General features: G+C 64.4%; 17 protein-coding genes. 6 read left to right on the plus strand and 11 right to left on the minus strand.

Features of this window, described 5'->3' with window-relative positions:
* Positions 1 to 94: 94 nt before the first annotated feature.
* Genes BMX04_RS03815 through BMX04_RS03830 form a run of 4 tightly spaced genes read right to left on the minus strand, consistent with a single transcriptional unit; the run spans position 95 to position 4,956 of the window.
* Positions 95 to 1,264: a pyridoxal phosphate-dependent aminotransferase gene (locus tag BMX04_RS03815; RefSeq protein ID WP_074785206.1), complete on the minus strand. Its 1,170-nt coding sequence runs from the start codon at positions 1,262 to 1,264 to the stop codon at positions 95 to 97.
* Positions 1,265 to 1,304: 40 nt separating this feature from the next.
* The gene (locus tag BMX04_RS03820) at positions 1,305 to 2,768 is read right to left on the minus strand and encodes a heme biosynthesis protein HemY (protein ID WP_074785084.1); all 1,464 of its coding nucleotides are present in this window, start codon (positions 2,766 to 2,768) and stop codon (positions 1,305 to 1,307) included.
* A 19-nt stretch (positions 2,769 to 2,787) separates the two neighbouring features.
* On the minus strand, positions 2,788 to 4,173 hold the full coding sequence (locus BMX04_RS03825) for a hypothetical protein (protein ID WP_083398076.1): 1,386 nt from the start codon (positions 4,171 to 4,173) through the stop codon (positions 2,788 to 2,790).
* Positions 4,174 to 4,221: 48 nt separating this feature from the next.
* Complete coding sequence (locus BMX04_RS03830) at positions 4,222 to 4,956, minus strand: uroporphyrinogen-III synthase (protein ID WP_074785085.1); 735 nt, start codon at positions 4,954 to 4,956, stop codon at positions 4,222 to 4,224.
* 73 nt (positions 4,957 to 5,029) lie between these two features.
* Between BMX04_RS03830 and tsaD the strand changes: the two genes are divergently transcribed.
* Genes tsaD through BMX04_RS03850 form a run of 4 tightly spaced genes read left to right on the plus strand, consistent with a single transcriptional unit; the run spans position 5,030 to position 7,768 of the window.
* Positions 5,030 to 6,127 (plus strand): tRNA (adenosine(37)-N6)-threonylcarbamoyltransferase complex transferase subunit TsaD, encoded by a 1,098-nt coding sequence (gene tsaD / locus BMX04_RS03835; RefSeq protein WP_074785208.1) that lies wholly within the window; start codon positions 5,030 to 5,032, stop codon positions 6,125 to 6,127.
* The gene (locus tag BMX04_RS03840; RefSeq protein ID WP_074785086.1) at positions 6,124 to 7,080 is read left to right on the plus strand and encodes an NAD(P)H-dependent glycerol-3-phosphate dehydrogenase; all 957 of its coding nucleotides are present in this window, start codon (positions 6,124 to 6,126) and stop codon (positions 7,078 to 7,080) included. The genes tsaD and BMX04_RS03840 overlap by 4 nt, the downstream gene beginning before the upstream one ends.
* Positions 7,080 to 7,349, plus strand: coding sequence for a YciI family protein (locus BMX04_RS03845; protein ID WP_074785087.1), 270 nt, complete (start codon positions 7,080 to 7,082; stop codon positions 7,347 to 7,349). Before BMX04_RS03840 ends, BMX04_RS03845 begins: the two co-directional genes overlap by 1 nt.
* Positions 7,349 to 7,768, plus strand: a complete 420-nt coding sequence (locus BMX04_RS03850; RefSeq protein ID WP_074785088.1) for an EVE domain-containing protein — start codon at positions 7,349 to 7,351, stop codon at positions 7,766 to 7,768. The genes BMX04_RS03845 and BMX04_RS03850 overlap by 1 nt, the downstream gene beginning before the upstream one ends.
* A gap of 536 nt (positions 7,769 to 8,304) precedes the next feature.
* Here BMX04_RS03850 and BMX04_RS03855 read toward each other — a convergent pair.
* From BMX04_RS03855 to ectA, 4 genes are read right to left on the minus strand one after another with little or no spacing between them, the layout of a single operon-like run.
* Complete coding sequence (locus BMX04_RS03855) at positions 8,305 to 9,741, minus strand: aspartate kinase (RefSeq protein WP_074785089.1); 1,437 nt, start codon at positions 9,739 to 9,741, stop codon at positions 8,305 to 8,307.
* A 36-nt stretch (positions 9,742 to 9,777) separates the two neighbouring features.
* Entirely contained in the window at positions 9,778 to 10,170 is a 393-nt protein-coding gene (locus BMX04_RS03860) for an ectoine synthase (RefSeq protein WP_074785090.1), read from the minus strand.
* A gap of 5 nt (positions 10,171 to 10,175) precedes the next feature.
* Positions 10,176 to 11,468 carry a diaminobutyrate--2-oxoglutarate transaminase gene (ectB, locus tag BMX04_RS03865; RefSeq protein WP_244888467.1) on the minus strand — a complete coding sequence of 431 codons (1,293 nt, stop codon included), beginning with the start codon at positions 11,466 to 11,468 and terminating at the stop codon, positions 10,176 to 10,178.
* Positions 11,469 to 11,516: 48 nt separating this feature from the next.
* On the minus strand, positions 11,517 to 12,035 hold the full coding sequence (ectA, locus tag BMX04_RS03870) for a diaminobutyrate acetyltransferase (protein ID WP_050662828.1): 519 nt from the start codon (positions 12,033 to 12,035) through the stop codon (positions 11,517 to 11,519).
* Positions 12,036 to 12,284: 249 nt separating this feature from the next.
* Between ectA and BMX04_RS03875 the strand changes: the two genes are divergently transcribed.
* On the plus strand, positions 12,285 to 12,758 hold the full coding sequence (locus BMX04_RS03875) for a MarR family winged helix-turn-helix transcriptional regulator (RefSeq protein WP_050662809.1): 474 nt from the start codon (positions 12,285 to 12,287) through the stop codon (positions 12,756 to 12,758).
* A gap of 50 nt (positions 12,759 to 12,808) precedes the next feature.
* On the opposite strand, the gene BMX04_RS03880 is transcribed toward BMX04_RS03875, so the two are convergent.
* The 3 genes from BMX04_RS03880 to BMX04_RS03890 all read right to left on the minus strand — a co-directional run bounded on the left by BMX04_RS03880 (position 12,809) and on the right by BMX04_RS03890 (position 15,126).
* A complete protein-coding gene (locus BMX04_RS03880) occupies positions 12,809 to 13,150 on the minus strand; it encodes a DUF2853 family protein (protein ID WP_074785091.1) in 342 nt (113 codons plus the stop codon).
* 201 nt (positions 13,151 to 13,351) lie between these two features.
* Positions 13,352 to 14,740: an adenosylhomocysteinase gene (gene ahcY, locus BMX04_RS03885; protein ID WP_074785092.1), complete on the minus strand. Its 1,389-nt coding sequence runs from the start codon at positions 14,738 to 14,740 to the stop codon at positions 13,352 to 13,354.
* A 71-nt stretch (positions 14,741 to 14,811) separates the two neighbouring features.
* Positions 14,812 to 15,126 (minus strand): hypothetical protein, encoded by a 315-nt coding sequence (locus BMX04_RS03890; RefSeq protein WP_074785093.1) that lies wholly within the window; start codon positions 15,124 to 15,126, stop codon positions 14,812 to 14,814.
* A 157-nt stretch (positions 15,127 to 15,283) separates the two neighbouring features.
* Here BMX04_RS03890 and BMX04_RS03895 point away from each other — a divergent pair, with 157 nt between their 5' ends.
* Entirely contained in the window at positions 15,284 to 16,201 is a 918-nt protein-coding gene (locus tag BMX04_RS03895; protein ID WP_074785094.1) for an FkbM family methyltransferase, read from the plus strand.
* The last annotated feature ends 23 nt before the right edge of the window (positions 16,202 to 16,224 follow it).

Below are 16,224 nucleotides of genomic sequence, written 5' to 3' on the forward strand. Positions count from 1 at the left end.
GGCACCTTCGGTGCGTTTCGCGCGGGTGGTGCGTATGTCGGGTCTAGGCCAAAACCGACCAGTTATCTTTAACGGGCAATCCCGCTCCGCACACTCAAAGCAGCGCGCGAATCCGCTCTATCGCCGTCTCGATATTCTCCGCCGAATTGGCATAGGAAAACCGCAGATAGCCCTCGCCGTGGCGGCCGAAGGAGGTGCCGGCAACCGTCGCCACACCGGCCTCGTCGAGGAAGCGGTCCTGGGCCTCTCCCGACGTCATCCCCGTCCCTTCGATATTCGGGAAGGCGTAGAACGCGCCACCCGGGTCGGTGCAGCGCAGGCCCGGCAGGCTGTTCAGCGCCTTGACGATCAGCCGCCGCCGGTCATCGAAATGGCGCATCATCTCGTCTACCGCGTCCTGCGGCCCGGTGAGTGCGGCGAGCCCGGCATATTGCGACGCGGCGTTGACGCAGGAATGATCGTTGATGCAGAGCCGCGTGGCGTGGCCCACCGCCGCGTCGGGCCAGACCGCGTAGCCCAGCCGCCAGCCGGTCATCGCATAGGTCTTGGACCAGCCGTCGAGCAGGATCAGCCGGTCGCGGATCTCGGGGTATTGTAGCAGGCTGACATGTTCGCGGCCGTCATAGAGCATGCGGCTGTAGATCTCGTCGGAGAGCACCGCCACGTGGGGATGGTCCGCCAGACCGGCCACGAATTTGTCGACCTCTGCGCGCGGGGTGACGCCGCCGGTTGGGTTGGCGGGGCTGTTGATGATGATCAGGCGGGTTTTGGGCGTGATCTGTGCCAGTACGGTTTCGGCGTCGAAGGCAAAGCTGTTTTCCTCGCGCAGGGCGATCGGCACCGGGGTGGCCCCGGAATAGCGGATCACGCTTTCGTAGATCGGGAAGCCGGGGTCGGGATACATGATCTCGGCGCCCGGTTCGCCGAACATCAGCACGGCAAAGAACATCGTCGGCTTGCCGCCGGGCACCACCACGACGTTGTCGGGGTTCACCTCGGCCCCGTGGCGGGTGTGCAGATCGGCGGCCACGGCCTCGCGCAAAGCGGGGATGCCGTTGGCGGGTGTATAGCCGTGATGGCCGTCGCGCAGCGCCTTGATCCCGGCCTCGACGATATGGTCGGGCGTCTGGAAATCGGGCTGGCCGATGCCGAGGTTGATGATGTCATGGCCCTGCGCCGCCAGCGCCTGCGCGCGGGCCAGCACGGTGAAGGCCGACTCGGTGCCAAGGCGCGACAGGCTGTCGGCGAAGTGCAGATGTGGCATCGGGGTCTCCGGCATGGGTCGGGCAGGCGCGCGTTGCGGCTCAGGTCTTGGCGGTGTCCTCGGATCTCTCAGCCTCGTCGACGACCTCGGCCTCGACCACATCTTCGTCGTCGTCGCCGTGGTCCTCGATCGCGCCGACGATCAGCGGCAGCATTTCGAGCCCGGTGGGCGTGGCCATCGGAGAATTCGGCGGCGCGCGCCAGCTGAGCGTGTCGAAGGTGCCGCAATTCTCGCAGGACGGCACCCATTCGGCGTGGATATGCTGACACTTGTCGCAGACCCATTGCGGACCGCGCGGCGCGCTGAGCGCGCGCGCGAGCCAGCCCTTGACCACGGCGTCGGGGGCCCCTTCACCGCGTTCGATGGCGGCCATGATAGTGAGCGCGCGGGCGTCCGGCTCGACCTCGGCCAGATCACCGAGCGCGCGCCTCGCCGCCGGGAAATCCTCGGCGGCGAGGTTCAGTTCCGCCTCGAGCAGCCGCGTTTCGCGGTTGTCGGGATGGACCTTCAACAGCTTGCCGAACCGCTTGAGCCGCTGCGCCGGGCTTTCGTCGGGTTCGATGGCGGCGAAAGCGGCGGCGAGGTCGGGATGCGGGCGTACCAGCCATGCCTTGTTGATCACCCGCACGGCGTTGCGTTTCTTGCCCTGCTCGACATAGCCGCGCGCCGCCAGCACCGCCGCCGGAATGAGGTCTGGCGAGAGCTTGTTGGCCTCGATGGCGGCCTCGCGGGCCTCGATGCTCTTGCCCTCGTTGAGCACATCGCGCGCCTCCGAGAGGGCCAGCACGGCGTCGCGCCGTTTATGAACGTCGCGTGGCAGATTGCCGTATTTCAGCTTGGCATTGAGGGTGGCGCGCGCGCCTTTCCAGTCGCCCGACCCGGCCTGCAACTGCAACAGCGTGTCCTGGACCTCGGCATGGCGCGGCTTGAGGGCAAAGGCCGTCTGCGCCAGTTTCATCGCGGTCTCGGTATCGCCATCCTGAAGCCTTTGCCGCAGGATGCCGCGCACCCCGACAAAGCGGGTTTTCTCATTGGTCAGCAGCCGCTTGAAGGCCTTTTCCGCCTTGGTCTTGTCGCCCGCCATTTCGGCGGCCTGCGCGGTGATCAGGTCGGTGAGTGCGGGTTTGCGCAGATAACCTTCGGCCTTGGCGGCCTTGGCCATCGCCACATCGCCCTCGCCCGAGGCCAGCGCCAGCATGCCCTCGCTCAGCGCGCGATAGCCCTTTTCCTGCCGGTTGCGGTCGAAGTAGCGCGACAGCGCGGTCTCATCCCCGTTGATGAAGCGCAGCAGCGCGACCAGCATCGCCGCCAGTTTCATCAGCGCCCAGATCGCCAGCACCAGGATCACCAGCGCGATCACCGCCTTGATCGGCGTCAGGTTGATCTCGACCCCGGCCATGACGACGCGGACACCGCCATCAAGTTCCAGCAGGAAGCTTGCACCGAAGGTCACGCCAGCCACCAGGGCGATGAAAACGGCTATCTTGATAATCGACCAAAGCATATGGATCGCCTTTTCTAACTCAATTCATCGTACCGGCCAGCGCATTGGCCGCCGACAGGGCCGCGCTGCGGCGCTCGGCGTCGGCGGCCCAATCGCTGAGCGCGGTGCGCGCGCCTTCGGGCAGGGTCTCGATCTCGGCCAGTGCATCGCCCAGCCGTCCGTCGCGCAGCGCCGCCTCGGCGCGCGACAGGACGGCATCCGGGTCGTCGCCCTCGCGCGGTTCCAGCGAGCGGATGCCAAGCTGGCTCTTGAAAAAGCCGCCGACACTCGACGCGGCACCGCCATCGGCATTGCGTTCGGTGGCGAGCGCCGCCCGCGCCGCCTCTGGGAAACTTTCGATCAGCGCCTCTTGCGTCGGGACACCGGTTTCGGCGGCGTCCGCCAGCGCGGCGGGCACATCGGCCCCGGTTTCGCGCAGATCGGCGAGGGCGGCGCTGAAATCATCGCCGGTATCGAGCGCCGTCATCACCCGGGTCAGGGCGGCGCGCTGCAAGGTGGCGCGCGCGCTGTCGCGCGCGGCTTCCTCTTGTGCCTGGGCTTCGCCCTTGAGGGCGTCGATTTCGGCGCGCTGTGCGTCAAGCGTCTCGCGCTGTTCGCTGAGTGCCGTGCTCAATTCCTCGATCTGCGACGCGGAGACATCGCTGCCACCGGTCTCGGGGGCGGGGCGGTCTTCCAACTCGGCGACGCGGCTTTCAATGGAGCTGACCTGCTCGGCAAGATCGCTCAGCGTGTCTCGCAGTCCGCCCAGTTCGCCACTCAGGTCGGGGGCGGGTTCAGAAGCGGGCTCGATGCCCTCGACCGTGGACTGCAAATCGTCCAGCGCGGTTTCCTGCGCTGCGATGCGGTCCTGCAGCGCATCCGTGTCAACGCTGTCCTCGGCCGGGCGCAGCGGGTGGTCGGGCAGGACATAGGGGGCGGCGATCACGCCGATGCCTGCGGCGACGACGCCACCAAGGAGCATCGACCAGAACCCGCCCTGCCGGATCGTGACCTGTTCGGTTTTCGTCACCGGGGCCGCCGGGGCAGGTGTCTCGGCCTCGTCGGTCTGCTGAGCGGCCTGCGCCTCTTCGGCCTCGGCCATGGTCGCGACCTCTGCCATCGGGTCATCGTCTTCGGGGCGGGTCGTGATCTCGTCGTCGGTTTCCGGCTCTTGGGATGTGTCCTCTGGCGTGCCGTCCGTTTCGGTCGTGCTCTCGGCGGGCTCTGGCTGCTCCGTGGGGGCGTCCTGCGCCGTTGTCTCAAGGTCTGCCGATTGCTCGGGCGCTTCGGTTACGGAGGTCGCCTTCGGGGCATCGCTCGACGGTTTTTCGGTGGGTGGCACCTCGGTCTCCGGTGCGGGCGCGCCTTGGGCGACCGTGTCCTGCGCCTCGGTCTGGTCCGTCTTTGAAGTCTTTTTTCTTGCCACGTCCCGCCACCTTTTCGAATCTTATCACGTCAAGCTGTCAACCTGACCTTACTGCGCCCGTTTTCCACCCTCAAGCCGCTTGGCCGTTTTCACCAGATCGTGCACCGCATCGGCCATGGCTTCTGCGTCGGGGCGTTGCGCAATGCTCAGTTTCTGCGCGGCCCCCTCTGGCACCGCCTCTGCCGCATTGCGGCTGATCGCCGCGACGAAGAGCGGCGCATGGATGTGATCCGCCTGGCTGAAGACTAGCCGTGCGCTGCGTGGTGACATCAGGGGAAGGATCACCGGCCCCTCCCCGGCCAGCGCGCGGCGGGCGGCCTCGCCCATGTCCTGCGGCTGCTGATCATAGACCACGGTCTCTTGCGCCACATGCCCCGCCGCCTGCAACGCGCCGGTGATATCGGCGGCCACATGCGCGCCGCGCAGGTGCAGGAACGGGCCGGTGGCCGCGTCCTGTGCAATCCGGTCGAGCAGTGCCGCTGCATCGCCATCGCAGGCGATCGCCGTCAGGCCCTGTGCGTGCGCCGCCTTGGCCGTGGCCTCGCCGACACAGTAGCAGGTGAAATCACGGGCCGCGGTCTGGTGACAGAATCCCGCCACACCATGCCGCGACGTGAAGATCAGCACCTCGTCGCCGCGCAGGGGTGGCAGTGTCCCGCGCCACGCGATTCGCATGACCGGGGCGCAGAGCACTTCTGTCTCCGGTCCGCACACCGTCCTCAGCCGCGCGGCGAAGCGGCCCGCCTCCGGCTCGGGCCGGGTGATGAGGATCGTCACGGGCATGGATCATCCAGAGTTGTTGGCTGCCTCATTCGGTGTTACCTGCCTTGCACCTGTCACGCAACGCATGGGCGCGATGAGCAAGCCGCTGATCTTCCTTGGACTTGAGAGTAGCTGCGACGATACCGCCGCTGCGCTTGTGCGTATCGGTCGGGATGGGGGCCCTGATATCCTTGCCTCGGTGGTGCATGGGCAGGCCATGCTGCATGCCGATTACGGCGGGGTGGTGCCGGAAATCGCGGCGCGGGCGCATGCCGAAAAGCTCGATATCTGCGTGTGTGAGGCGCTGGGGCAGGCGGGGCTGGGTCTGGCCGATGTGGATGCTGTTGCCGTCACCGCCGGGCCGGGCCTCATTGGCGGGGTGATCGCCGGGGTGATGTGCGCCAAGGGGATCGCCGCCGGGGCGGGCCTGCCGCTGGTGGGCGTCAACCATCTGGCCGGGCATGCGCTGACCCCGCGGCTGACTGACCTGGTCGCCTATCCCTACCTGATGCTGCTGGTCTCGGGCGGGCATTGCCAGTTCCTGATCGTGCGCGGGCCGGATGATTTTACCCGGCTTGGCGGCACCATCGACGATGCACCGGGCGAGGCGTTCGACAAGACTGCGCGTCTGCTTGGGCTGCCGCAGCCCGGTGGCCCGAGTGTGGAGGGGGAGGCCGCGCATGGTGATGCCAGCCGCCTGCGCTTTCCCCGTCCGTTATTGGACCGGGTGGGGTGTGACATGTCGTTCTCGGGGCTGAAAACCGCGCTGCTGCGCGCCCGCGATCAGATTGTGGCGGAAAAATCCGGGCTGACCCGACAGGACCGTGCCGATCTTTGTGCCGGATTTCAGGCGGCGGTTTGCGACGTGCTGGCCGAAAAGACCCGCCGCGCGCTCAGCCTGTACATGGCCGAGGGCCCTGCGGTGCCGCTGATCGCCGTGGCGGGGGGCGTTGCCGCCAACGGCCCCATTCGTGCGGCGCTGACGGACGTGGCGGCAGAGGCGGGTGCGCGGTTTCTCGCGCCGCCCCTCGCGCTTTGCACAGACAACGCGGCGATGATCGCCTATGCGGGGGCCGAACTCTACGCCCAAGGCCATCGCGATGACATGACGCTTGCGGCCCGACCGCGCTGGCCGCTGGACCGCGCCAGCCCGGCGATGCTGGGCAGTGGCAAGAAGGGGGCCAAGGCATGACGCTGATTTGCGGCGCGGGCGCGTTCGGCACGGCGCTGGCGGTCACATTGGCGCAAAACGGGCCTGTCACGCTCTGGGCGCGCGATGCCGAACACGCCGCCGAGATGCAGGCAAGCCGCGTCAATGCGCGTCGGCTGCCGGATATTCCGCTGCCCGAAGGGATCACCGTGATCTCGGGCGATCTGCCCGAAGACGATACCCCCTGCCTGCTGGCGATGCCGATGCAGACGCTGGGCGGGTTTCTGACGGCGCATCACCGCACGCTTGGCGCACGCCCCCTTGTCGCCTGCTGCAAGGGGATGGATCTTGCGACCGGGCTTGGCCCGACCGGCCTGATCGCGCAGACCTGTGCAGAGGCCATTCCGGCGATCCTCACCGGGCCGAGTTTCGCCCGCGATATCGCGCTGGGCTTGCCAACGGCGCTGACGCTGGCCTGTGCTGACGGTGTGGTGGGCGAGCGGCTGCAAGCCAACCTGACCACGCCCACCCTGCGCCTCTATCGCACCACCGACACCATCGGCGCGGAACTGGGCGGTGCGCTCAAGAACGTGATCGCCATCGGCTGCGGTGCGGTGATGGGTGCGGGGCTGGGCGAGAGTGCGCGCGCGGCCCTGATGACCCGTGGTTTCGCCGAGATGCACCGGTTTGCCCATGCGCTTGGTGCGCAGCCCGATACGCTGGCGGGGCTGTCGGGCTTTGGCGATCTGGTGCTGACCTGCACCAGTGGCCAGTCGCGCAATTACGGCTACGGTCAGAGCCTCGGGCGAGGTGAGGCGTTCGATGGAGGTGTCACCGTCGAAGGGGCCGCCACCGCGCGCGCCGTGCTGGCCCGCGCCCGTGCACTTGACCTCGACATGCCTGTCACCCATGCCATCACCGCGCTTGTCACGGGCGAATTGCGCGTGAGTGAGGCGATGGATATGCTGCTCTCACGTCCATTGAAGGAAGAATGATGCTGATTGCCCTGATTGCCCGCGACCACCCCGGTGCCCTGCAAACCCGTCTCGACAACCGCGACGCCCATATCGCCTATCTCAAGGAGACCGGCGTGGTGTCTCAGGCCGGGCCGCTTTTGAATGACGAGGGCGAGATGGTGGGCTCGCTGGTGATCCTCGATGTCGAGGATATGGAGGCGGCGCAGGAATGGGCCAACAATGATCCCTATGCCAAGGCCGAACTTTTTTCGGGGGTCGAGCTGATCCCGTGGAAGAAAGTGATCTGATGCGGTTTTGGCTGTTCAAGTCCGAACCGTCGGTCTGGGGCTGGTCCGATCAGGTGGCCAAGGGCGATGCGGGCGAGGAATGGGACGGCGTGCGCAACTATCAGGCGCGCAATTTCATGCGCGAGATGACGGTGGGGGATCGCGGGTTCTTTTATCATTCGCAAAAGGAAAAGGCGGTCGTGGGCACGGTCGAGGTTATCGCCGGGGCGCATCCCGACAGCAACACCGATGATCCGCGATGGGAGTGCGTGGATATAAAGGCGCTGGAGGCGGCGCAGGTGCCTGTCACGCTGGAGATGATCAAGGCCGATCCGCGCCTGTCGGAGATGGTGCTGGTCCGCAACTCGCGCCTCTCGGTGCAGCCGGTGACGGCGGAGGAATGGCGGATCGTGTGCGAGATGGCGGGGGTGTCGGGGTAGGGGTGGTCGTTGTGTTGAAGTGCGAATGGCCTGAAGCTGCCGTTGCCGTGAGCGGCGCCATTGCCAGGCCGCGGGCTGGCGATCTAACGCTGTTTCAGAGCACTTTATGTCTGCCAAATCCGAAAAACTCTAATTGGCGCGATGACTTAGACAAATCGCCAGTCCGTGGGGGCGGCCTGGCGATGGCGCGGCGGCCTTCGGCCTTGATTCCGCGCCGGATCTTTCGAGCATATCTTCGCTCTACGCCAAATCCCCCTTCAAAACCCGAACGGAGGATGCCAGCCACCCGGCCGACACCCTCCGTTACCCCACGTGCTCCCTACGCACCACACGTGTAACTGACTGGGTCTCGGCCATCCTGGCCCTGACCTCTTGACCCTACACAAAAAGCGCGGCCTCTCCAAACCGAGAGTGCCGCGCTTTTGGTTCAAATTGTAATGGGCCGACTGACGCGGGCCGAGGTGGAGATCCTCGGGTCAGGCCCGAGGATGACGTTCGCGCGGTGTCATCATCCGGCTAGACCGGATGATCCCGGGTCAGGCGGCCTTCTTAGGGACCTGCGCCACCGTACCTTCGATCAGCGCGCGGTGCAGCGCGGTGATGCCCGGCTCCAGATCCGCCGAGGAGAGCACGAATTGCACGTCCACCCCGCGCGGTGTCTGATGCGCGGCGATCACCTCGATGCCCGCGTCCTCCAGCGCCGAGAGGCCCCGGCTGAGCACCTTGAGCCCGCTCAGATCGCGCCCGATCGGCGACACGAGCGAGAGCGTGCGCGCCGAGACGGTGGCCGACGTGAACTGCTCTTCGAGATCGCGCGCCACGCGGCGCACCACCTTGAGAGAGGCATGCACATAATGCGTGATCGTGTTGGCGTTCGAGGTCTTGGAGACGATCCAGACATTGTGCCGCTTGAGCGCCTCGAGAATGGCTGCGTCATAGCCCTTGACGCCGACCATGTCCTGCTCGAACAGCTCTAGTGCGACGACCTTGAGGCCGGTCACGATCTCGACATTGGCCTCCTTGGCGGGCTGATCGTCGATCAGCGTGCCGGGGTCGCCGGGATCGAAGGCGTTGGTCACGCGCAGCGGCACCTCGGCCTGACGCAGGGTCTTGGCGGCCTTGGGGTGGATCGCCTCCATCCCCAGATTCGAGAGCTGATCGGCGACGTCGTAATTGGTGTGGCCCAGCTTGCGAACAGCATTCTCACCGACAAGGTTGGGATCGGCCGAGGACAGGTGGAATTCCTTGTGGATGATCGCCTCAGATGCGCTCGTATGGGCGGCGATGCGGGCGAAGGTCACCTCGGAATAGCCGCGGTCGAACTCGCGCATCAGCCCTTCGGTGCATTGCGCATAGCCGGTGATGATAGGCATCTCGGTGGCGAGGTCGACGTCGCCCAGGCCCTGCGCGATGCGCTCGGAAAGGGTGTGCTCGGTCTCGTCGCGCCAGCCGCTGAGGTCGATGAAGCGGGCGTTGACGCCTGCGCGCTGCAACAACAGCGTGGTCACAAAGGCGGAATGCGCCTCGCCCAGGCCCGAGAGCAATTCACGGATGACCAGCATGTGATCGCTGAGGCGGAAATGCCCGTAAGAGCACAGCCGCTGCAGGTCGAACAGGCACGAGCGCGCGCCCTCGATCCGTTCGCGCACGAATTCATCCGCCATGCTGCGGTCGCCGGGATGCTCAAGGATGTCGCCATGCGCCTCGGTCATCGCGCGACCCGTCTCGGTGAGCGCATCGAGCCAGCCGTGATCGTCATCGTCATTGGCAAACAGGCCATAGACCCCCGGCGTGCCGGATTTCTTGTGCTCCAGCAGCTTGTTGGTGATCCCGCCAAAGGCCGAGACCACGAAGGCGCGGTGATAGAGCGCCTCGCCCTCGCGGTCGCCGATGAAGAGCGTGTCCAGCAACTCGCCCACGCGGCTCATGGATGTGCCGCCGATTTTCTCGACGGTATGGGTTGGAAATGTCATATCCCTCTTCCCGGGGGACGCGCCCCCGAGCCTTTGTTAGCTGTCTTCCAGCGCGTAGGAGCCGTCGGCCTGGTGCACTTCCTTGCCGGTCACCGGCGGGTTGAAGCAGCAGGCCATCACAAGCTCTTCCTCGGCGCGCAGGATGTGGCGATCATGCTGATCGAGCGCATACATCACGCCGGGCTTGATCTCATGCGTCTCGCCGGTGGCGATATCGGTGATCGAGCCTTTGCCTTGCATGCAATAGACGCTCTCGAAGTGGTTCTTGTACTCGAACGTGTGCTCCGAGCCCGGCTCGAGAAACGTGATGTGGAAAGAAAACCCCATCCCGTCATCGGCGAGCAGCATCCGCACGCTCGACCATTGTGCATCCGAGACCACCCGGTTGCGTTCTTCCTCGATGATCTTGTTGAAGTCTCTGACGATCATTCGTGTTACTCCGCTGCGTATTTGGTTGTGGCCGTCACGTCGCGCGCGGCCTCTTTCAGAATGTCCAGCCCCTTGGCAAAGGTCGCTTCGGGCGTGGTGAGCGGGGCCAGAACCTTGACCACCTCGTCATGCGCGCCCGAGGTCTCGATGATGAGACCTTTTTCAAAGGCCCGCGCGCAAATCTCGCCCGCCAGATCGCCATTGCCGACATCGACGCCGCGCATCATACCACGGCCCTTTAGCCGAGCACCGGGGACGTTGTCGGCGATCTGCTCCAGCGCCTCGCGCAGCATCTCGGCCTTGGTTGCGATTTCCTTCTGGAAGGTGTCGTCTTTCCAGAACTTCTCCAACGCGACACGCGCGGTGACAAAGGCGTGGGTGTTGCCCCGGAAGGTGCCGTTATGCTCGGCCGGGCCCCAGATGTCGTGCTCGGGCTTGATCAGCAGGGCGGCGAACGGCAGGCCCATGCCGGAAAAGCTCTTGGCCATCGGGATGAGATCGGGCTTGATGCCCATTTCCTCGAAGCTGAAGAACGTGCCGGTGCGGCCACAGCCTGCCTGAATGTCATCGACGATGAAGAGCGCGCCGTGATCCTTGGCCAGCTTGGCGATGCCGCGCATGAACTCGGGCGACGCGGCGTTGAGCCCGCCCTCACCCTGCACCGGCTCGATGATGAAGGCGGCAGGCGCATCGACGCCGCTCGACGGGTTCGACAGCATCTCTTCGATGATCTTGAGGCTGTCCATGCCATCGCCGAACGCGCCCTCGAAGGGCATATGGGTGGTGCCGCAGAGCGGCCCGCCACCGGCACCGGCCCGCTTGCCGGCGTTGCCGGTGCAGCTGAGTGCGCCCATGGTCATGCCGTGAAAGCCGTTGGTGAAGGCGATGATATTGCGGCGACCGGTGATCTTGCGCGCGAGTTTCATCGCGGCCTCGACGGCGTTGGTGCCGGTCGGACCGGTCATCATCACCTTGTAGTCCATGTCGCGCGGTTTGAGGATGATGTCCTCGAACGCGGTCAGGAAATCGGCCTTGGCCCCGCTGTGCATATCGAGACCGTGGGTGATCCCGTCGGCATTGAGATGCTCGATCAGCGCGGCCTTCATGTCGGGGTCGTTGTGCCCGTAGTTGAGCGACGAGCACCCGGCGAGAAAGTCGATATAGGTGCGGCCCGACGCGTCGGTCAGTTCCGAGCCCTGTGCCTTGACGAAGGACGTTGGGAAGCTGCGGCAATAGCTGCGCGCCTCGGATTCGCGGCGGGTATAGATGGCAAGATCGGCTGACATGTCAGTCGTCATAACGTATTCCTTTGTGTAATTGGGGTGCAGGGCGGCGGGGGCCTGGGATCAGGCCGCCTTTTTCGTCCGCGCCTTCATGGTGATGGTCACCATGTATTCGGTGTCATGCTGTTCGTTGAAGTGCTGCGACTTCGCGAAATAGGGCGTGCTCGACAGCTCGCCGTCGGTGTAGTCGCTGAACTTGCGGAACAGCGCCCAGCTTCCGGGGTTGTCGCGGGTGATCGTGGTCTGGAGACGCTTAACGCCTTCGCAATTCTCACGCGAGAGCAACCCGCGCAGCATCAGCGTGCCAAGCCCGGTGCCGCGTGCCTTTTCCGACACGGCGACCTGCCAGACAAAGAACGTCTCGGGATCGTCAGGCAGGATATAGCCCGACACCCAGCCAACCACCTCGCCATTCAGCTCGGCGACGATGCAGGTATCGCGGAAATGATCACATTGGATCAGATTGCAATACATCGAATTTTCGTCCAGCGGCTTGCACTCCTGGATCAGTTCCCAGATCGCAGCACCATCCTCTGCGCTCGGCTTGCGCAGGCTGGGAAGAGCTTTACGAAACATTTCCATCGCATGTCGCATAGGATCAATGACCTCTCTATTTGCTTTGGCTAACTAAATATATCAGACGATCTGAAAAATCAACCACGGAGGTCGATTTGCCGTTCTATACGAAAAAAATCGCTTTCGCCCTTATAATTATGGGGGGAATGCGCTATATATTTAATTAGCTAACTAAATTAGTGTGGCTCAGGAGGAATAAAATTGCAATTAAGCGACAGCTTTGCGACCATAACTTCGATTACCGAAGGAACGAAAATGGATCGCACCGACCAGAGTCTCATCGCCCTGCGGCGCATCCTGCGCGCAACGGAAATTTATGGGCGCAAGCTGGCGAATGCCGCCGGGCTGACAGCCGTGCAGTTTCGCGTGCTGCAGATCGTCGCGGAGCGCGGCAGTTGCACCGCGACGGTGATCGCGCATCAGATGCGCGTCAGTCAGGCCACCGTGACCTCGCTGGTGGACAAGCTGGTGAAACACGGTGTCGTCACGCGCGAGAAATCGCAGACCGACCGGCGTCAGACCAACATCATAGTGACCAAGCAGGGGCGCGATATCATTCTGCATGCCCCCGACGCGCTGCAACAGCGCTATGTGCGCAAGTTCGAGGCGCTGGAGGATTGGGAGCAGGCGCAGCTTGTGGCCTCTCTCGAACGGGTGGCGACCATGCTCGACGCCGAGGGCATCGACGCGTCGCCGGTGCTCGATACCGGGGATCTGCGCAGCGCATGAAAACGCCCGCCACGAGGGGCGGGCGCACTGTCATTGCCGTTGCGGGCGGATCAGCCGTAGACTGATTCCTTGCCGAAATGCTTGGTCAGCATGTAGTAGACCACGACACGATACTTGTTGCGCTCGGAGCGGCCATAGGTCTCGAGCACCTGGTTGATAGCATCCATCAGCGCGGGGCTGTCGGCGAGGCCCAGTTTCTTGACGAGGAAATTGTTCTTCACGGTTTCCAACTCGGCGGGCTGGCTTGCGGCCACGGTCGAGGCATCCGCGTTGTAGATCGCCGGACCGCAGCCGATGGTCACCTTGGTCAGCAGATTCATGTCCGGCTGCATGCCGCATTTGTTGCGCAGGTCATCTGCATATTGTGCGATCAGATCGTCACGCTTTCCCATTAACTTTCTCCCGAATACCCGACCGTGCTGTCGGTCTTTTGTTTCAACCCAGCCCCGAAAATGGCGCTTTGGGCACGATAGCGGCTGTTATTGCGCGCACAAAGGGAAAATTGCCCGCGCTCTCCCCTTCGGCGTAGGGGTGACGAAAAACGCCCGCTGGCCATGTGGCCAACGGGCGTGTTCCTGCGCATGATGCGAAATCTAGTAGCGGTAATGCTCGGGCTTGAACGGGCCTTCGGGGCTGACGCCGATATATTCGGCCTGATCGGGTTTGAGCTCGGTCAGTTTCACGCCGATGCGGTCGAGATGCAGGCGCGCGACCTTTTCATCGAGATGCTTGGGCAGGACATAGACCCCGTTGCCGTATTGATCGCCCTTGGTCCACAATTCGATCTGCGCCAGCACCTGATTGGTGAAGGACGCGGACATCACGAAGGAGGGATGCCCGGTGGCGTTGCCGAGGTTCAGCAGGCGCCCTTGGCTGAGCAAAATGATGCGATTGCCCGAGGGCATCTCGATCATGTCCACCTGATCCTTGATGTTGGTCCACTTGTGGTTTTTCAGGCTGGCGACCTGAATCTCGTTGTCGAAATGGCCGATATTGCCGACGATGGCCATGTCCTTCATCGCGCGCATGTGCTCGATCCGGATCACGTCCTTGTTGCCGGTGGTGGTGATGAAGATGTCGGCGCTTTCGACCACATCCTCGAGCGTCGTCACCTCGAACCCGTCCATCGCGGCCTGCAGGGCGCAGATCGGATCGACCTCGGTTACCTTGACGCGGGCGCCCGCGCCGCGCAATGACGCCGCCGAGCCCTTGCCGACATCGCCATAGCCCATGACCACGGCGACCTTGCCCGCCATCATCGTGTCGGTGGCGCGGCGGATGCCGTCGACGAGGCTTTCCTTGCAGCCGTACTTGTTGTCGAATTTCGACTTGGTCACGGAATCGTTGACGTTGATCGCGGGGAAGGGCAGCAAGCCTTTCTTGTGCAGGTCATAGAGACGGTGCACGCCGGTGGTGGTTTCCTCGGAGACGCCCTTGATCTGGTCGCGCACCTTGGTGAACCAGCCGGGGCTGGCCTTCATGCGCTTGGCGATCTGCGCCTTGATCACCTCTTCCTCTTCCGAGCCGGGCACCGGGATGATGTCCTCGCCCGCTTCGGCGCGCGCACCGAGCAGGATATAGAGCGTGGCATCGCCGCCATCGTCGAGAATCAGGTTGGGGCCGTCTTCGAACATGAAGGACTTGTCGAGATAGTCCCAATGCTCCTCCAGGCTCTGGCCCTTGATCGCGAAGACCGGGGTGCCGCCCTCGGCGATCGCCGCTGCCGCGTGATCCTGGGTCGAGAAGACGTTGCACGAGGCCCACCGCACATCGGCGCCCAGATCGACCAGCGTCTCGATCAGCACGGCGGTCTGGATGGTCATGTGCAGGCTGCCGACGATCCGCGCGCCCTTGAGCGGCTTGGCCTCGCCGTATTCCTTGCGCAGCGCCATCAGCCCCGGCATTTCGGTTTCCGCAATATCCAGTTCCTTGCGGCCGTAAGCGGCGAGGCTGATGTCCTTGACGATGTAATCTTTTGCCATCTCGAAGTGGCTCCTTGCATGAGAATTTTGCAAGGCAGATAGCACTCACCCCGTGATTGGGCAACGTGCGATTACCCGGCCACGCCGTCGGGCTGCGTTCTGGCTGCTCCGGTCCAGTTCTGGCCGGTCGCGAGGATGCAGCTCAGGCCGTTGGGGCGGGTCACGAAAACCGTGAAGCTGCCGCTCTCGTCCGAGGCCCAAACCTCCAGCAATTGTTGCGGGTTTTGCAGCCCGCCGCCGGTGGGGTGCTCCTTGTAGCGGTCTTCCAGCCGTTCGACGAGCGCGTCGCGCGGCAGGCAGGTCATCGCCTGCGCTACCGCTGCTTGCGGCGGGGCGAGGGCGGCGGCGCCAAAGATCATGGCGGTGGAGCAAAGACGTTTGAACATGGGATCTCTCCTTGGATCAGGGGCGCGGATGCGCCGGTGTCATGTCTGGAATCTGGGGGTTGAGCACGCGCGCCGCATTAAAACTCGCGACACAAGCGCGTGTGGCAGATGTGTTTCGGACTGGCACCGGGCGCGCATTCTCTCTACCTCTGCGGCCATGAATGAGCGTCACCTGACCTTCTCCGGCCCGGCAGCCCGACTGCAATATATACTTCTGATGGGGCTCTTTCGGCTGGCGGTGACGCGCGGACTCTATGGGCGGTTCGCGCGCGGGCTTGGCCGCGTCTTTGGTGCGGAGAGGGCGGTGTTTCTGCATGAGGGGCGCGCGCCGCCCTACCGTATCGCCTTGAATGACGGCTACTGGACGCGCTTTGCGCTCTACCGTGCGCCCTATGAGCCTGAGGTCGCCCGCGTGCTGACGGCGGCCTCGGGGGCAACGCCGCTATTCTGCGACCTGGGGGCGAACAAGGGGTACTGGACCACGCGCGCCGCGCCGCTGTTCGAGCAGGTGATCGCGGTCGAGGCGTCGGCGGCGACCTTTGCGGACCTGTCGGGAAACGCCCGCGATGTGCCCAATGTCACCCTGCATCGTGCCGCCATTCATGCACGCTCGGGCGAGGAGATGCGGTTTGTGAACACCCATCTCAGCCATGCCTCGGCGCGGTTGGAAGCCGATCTGCCTGCCGGGGGGCAGGACCGCGTCGAGACCGTCGGGACGCGCGCGGTTGACGATCTGGTGCCCGAAGGTGTGGCGGCCCTCATCAAGCTGGACGTCGAAGGGGCCGAGATCGCGGCAATTGAGGGGGCCGCACGCGCCCTTAAAGATGGGGCGGTCCTGATCTATGAGGATCACGGCAACGATCCGGCCTGCACGGTCAGCGCGCATCTGCTCTCGGACCCCGATATGCGGCTTTATTCCATCGGAACCGGCCTGATCCCGATGCCCGATGTCGCCACCATCCGCGCGTGCAAGACCGACGCTTACAAGGGTTACAACTTTCTCGCCGCGCGAGCGGACTCGGAGCTTATGGGCCGGATCATGCAGGGCTTTGCAAATTGGGCGCGCTCGGGCTAGTCAGGGCCACCACCTGATCCGGA

The organism is Roseovarius tolerans (assembly GCF_900109855.1).
GTDB lineage: Bacteria > Pseudomonadota > Alphaproteobacteria > Rhodobacterales > Rhodobacteraceae > Roseovarius > Roseovarius tolerans.

Excerpts from the sequence above, each read along its gene's own strand:
- BMX04_RS03815 (WP_074785206.1), bottom strand. The coding sequence starts at position 1,264 with ATGCCACATCTGCACTTCGCCGACAGCCTGTCGCGCCTTGGCACCGAG.
- BMX04_RS03820 (WP_074785084.1), bottom strand. The coding sequence starts at position 2,768 with ATGCTTTGGTCGATTATCAAGATAGCCGTTTTCATCGCCCTGGTGGCT.
- BMX04_RS03830 (WP_074785085.1), bottom strand. The coding sequence starts at position 4,956 with ATGCCCGTGACGATCCTCATCACCCGGCCCGAGCCGGAGGCGGGCCGC.
- tsaD (WP_074785208.1), top strand. The coding sequence starts at position 5,030 with ATGAGCAAGCCGCTGATCTTCCTTGGACTTGAGAGTAGCTGCGACGAT.
- BMX04_RS03840 (WP_074785086.1), top strand. The coding sequence starts at position 6,124 with ATGACGCTGATTTGCGGCGCGGGCGCGTTCGGCACGGCGCTGGCGGTC.
- BMX04_RS03845 (WP_074785087.1), top strand. The coding sequence starts at position 7,080 with ATGCTGATTGCCCTGATTGCCCGCGACCACCCCGGTGCCCTGCAAACC.
- BMX04_RS03850 (WP_074785088.1), top strand. The coding sequence starts at position 7,349 with ATGCGGTTTTGGCTGTTCAAGTCCGAACCGTCGGTCTGGGGCTGGTCC.
- BMX04_RS03855 (WP_074785089.1), bottom strand. The coding sequence starts at position 9,741 with ATGACATTTCCAACCCATACCGTCGAGAAAATCGGCGGCACATCCATG.
- BMX04_RS03860 (WP_074785090.1), bottom strand. The coding sequence starts at position 10,170 with ATGATCGTCAGAGACTTCAACAAGATCATCGAGGAAGAACGCAACCGG.
- ectB (WP_244888467.1), bottom strand. The coding sequence starts at position 11,468 with ATGACGACTGACATGTCAGCCGATCTTGCCATCTATACCCGCCGCGAA.
- ectA (WP_050662828.1), bottom strand. The coding sequence starts at position 12,035 with ATGGAAATGTTTCGTAAAGCTCTTCCCAGCCTGCGCAAGCCGAGCGCA.
- BMX04_RS03875 (WP_050662809.1), top strand. The coding sequence starts at position 12,285 with ATGGATCGCACCGACCAGAGTCTCATCGCCCTGCGGCGCATCCTGCGC.
- BMX04_RS03880 (WP_074785091.1), bottom strand. The coding sequence starts at position 13,150 with ATGGGAAAGCGTGACGATCTGATCGCACAATATGCAGATGACCTGCGC.
- ahcY (WP_074785092.1), bottom strand. The coding sequence starts at position 14,740 with ATGGCAAAAGATTACATCGTCAAGGACATCAGCCTCGCCGCTTACGGC.
- BMX04_RS03890 (WP_074785093.1), bottom strand. The coding sequence starts at position 15,126 with ATGTTCAAACGTCTTTGCTCCACCGCCATGATCTTTGGCGCCGCCGCC.
- BMX04_RS03895 (WP_074785094.1), top strand. The coding sequence starts at position 15,284 with ATGAATGAGCGTCACCTGACCTTCTCCGGCCCGGCAGCCCGACTGCAA.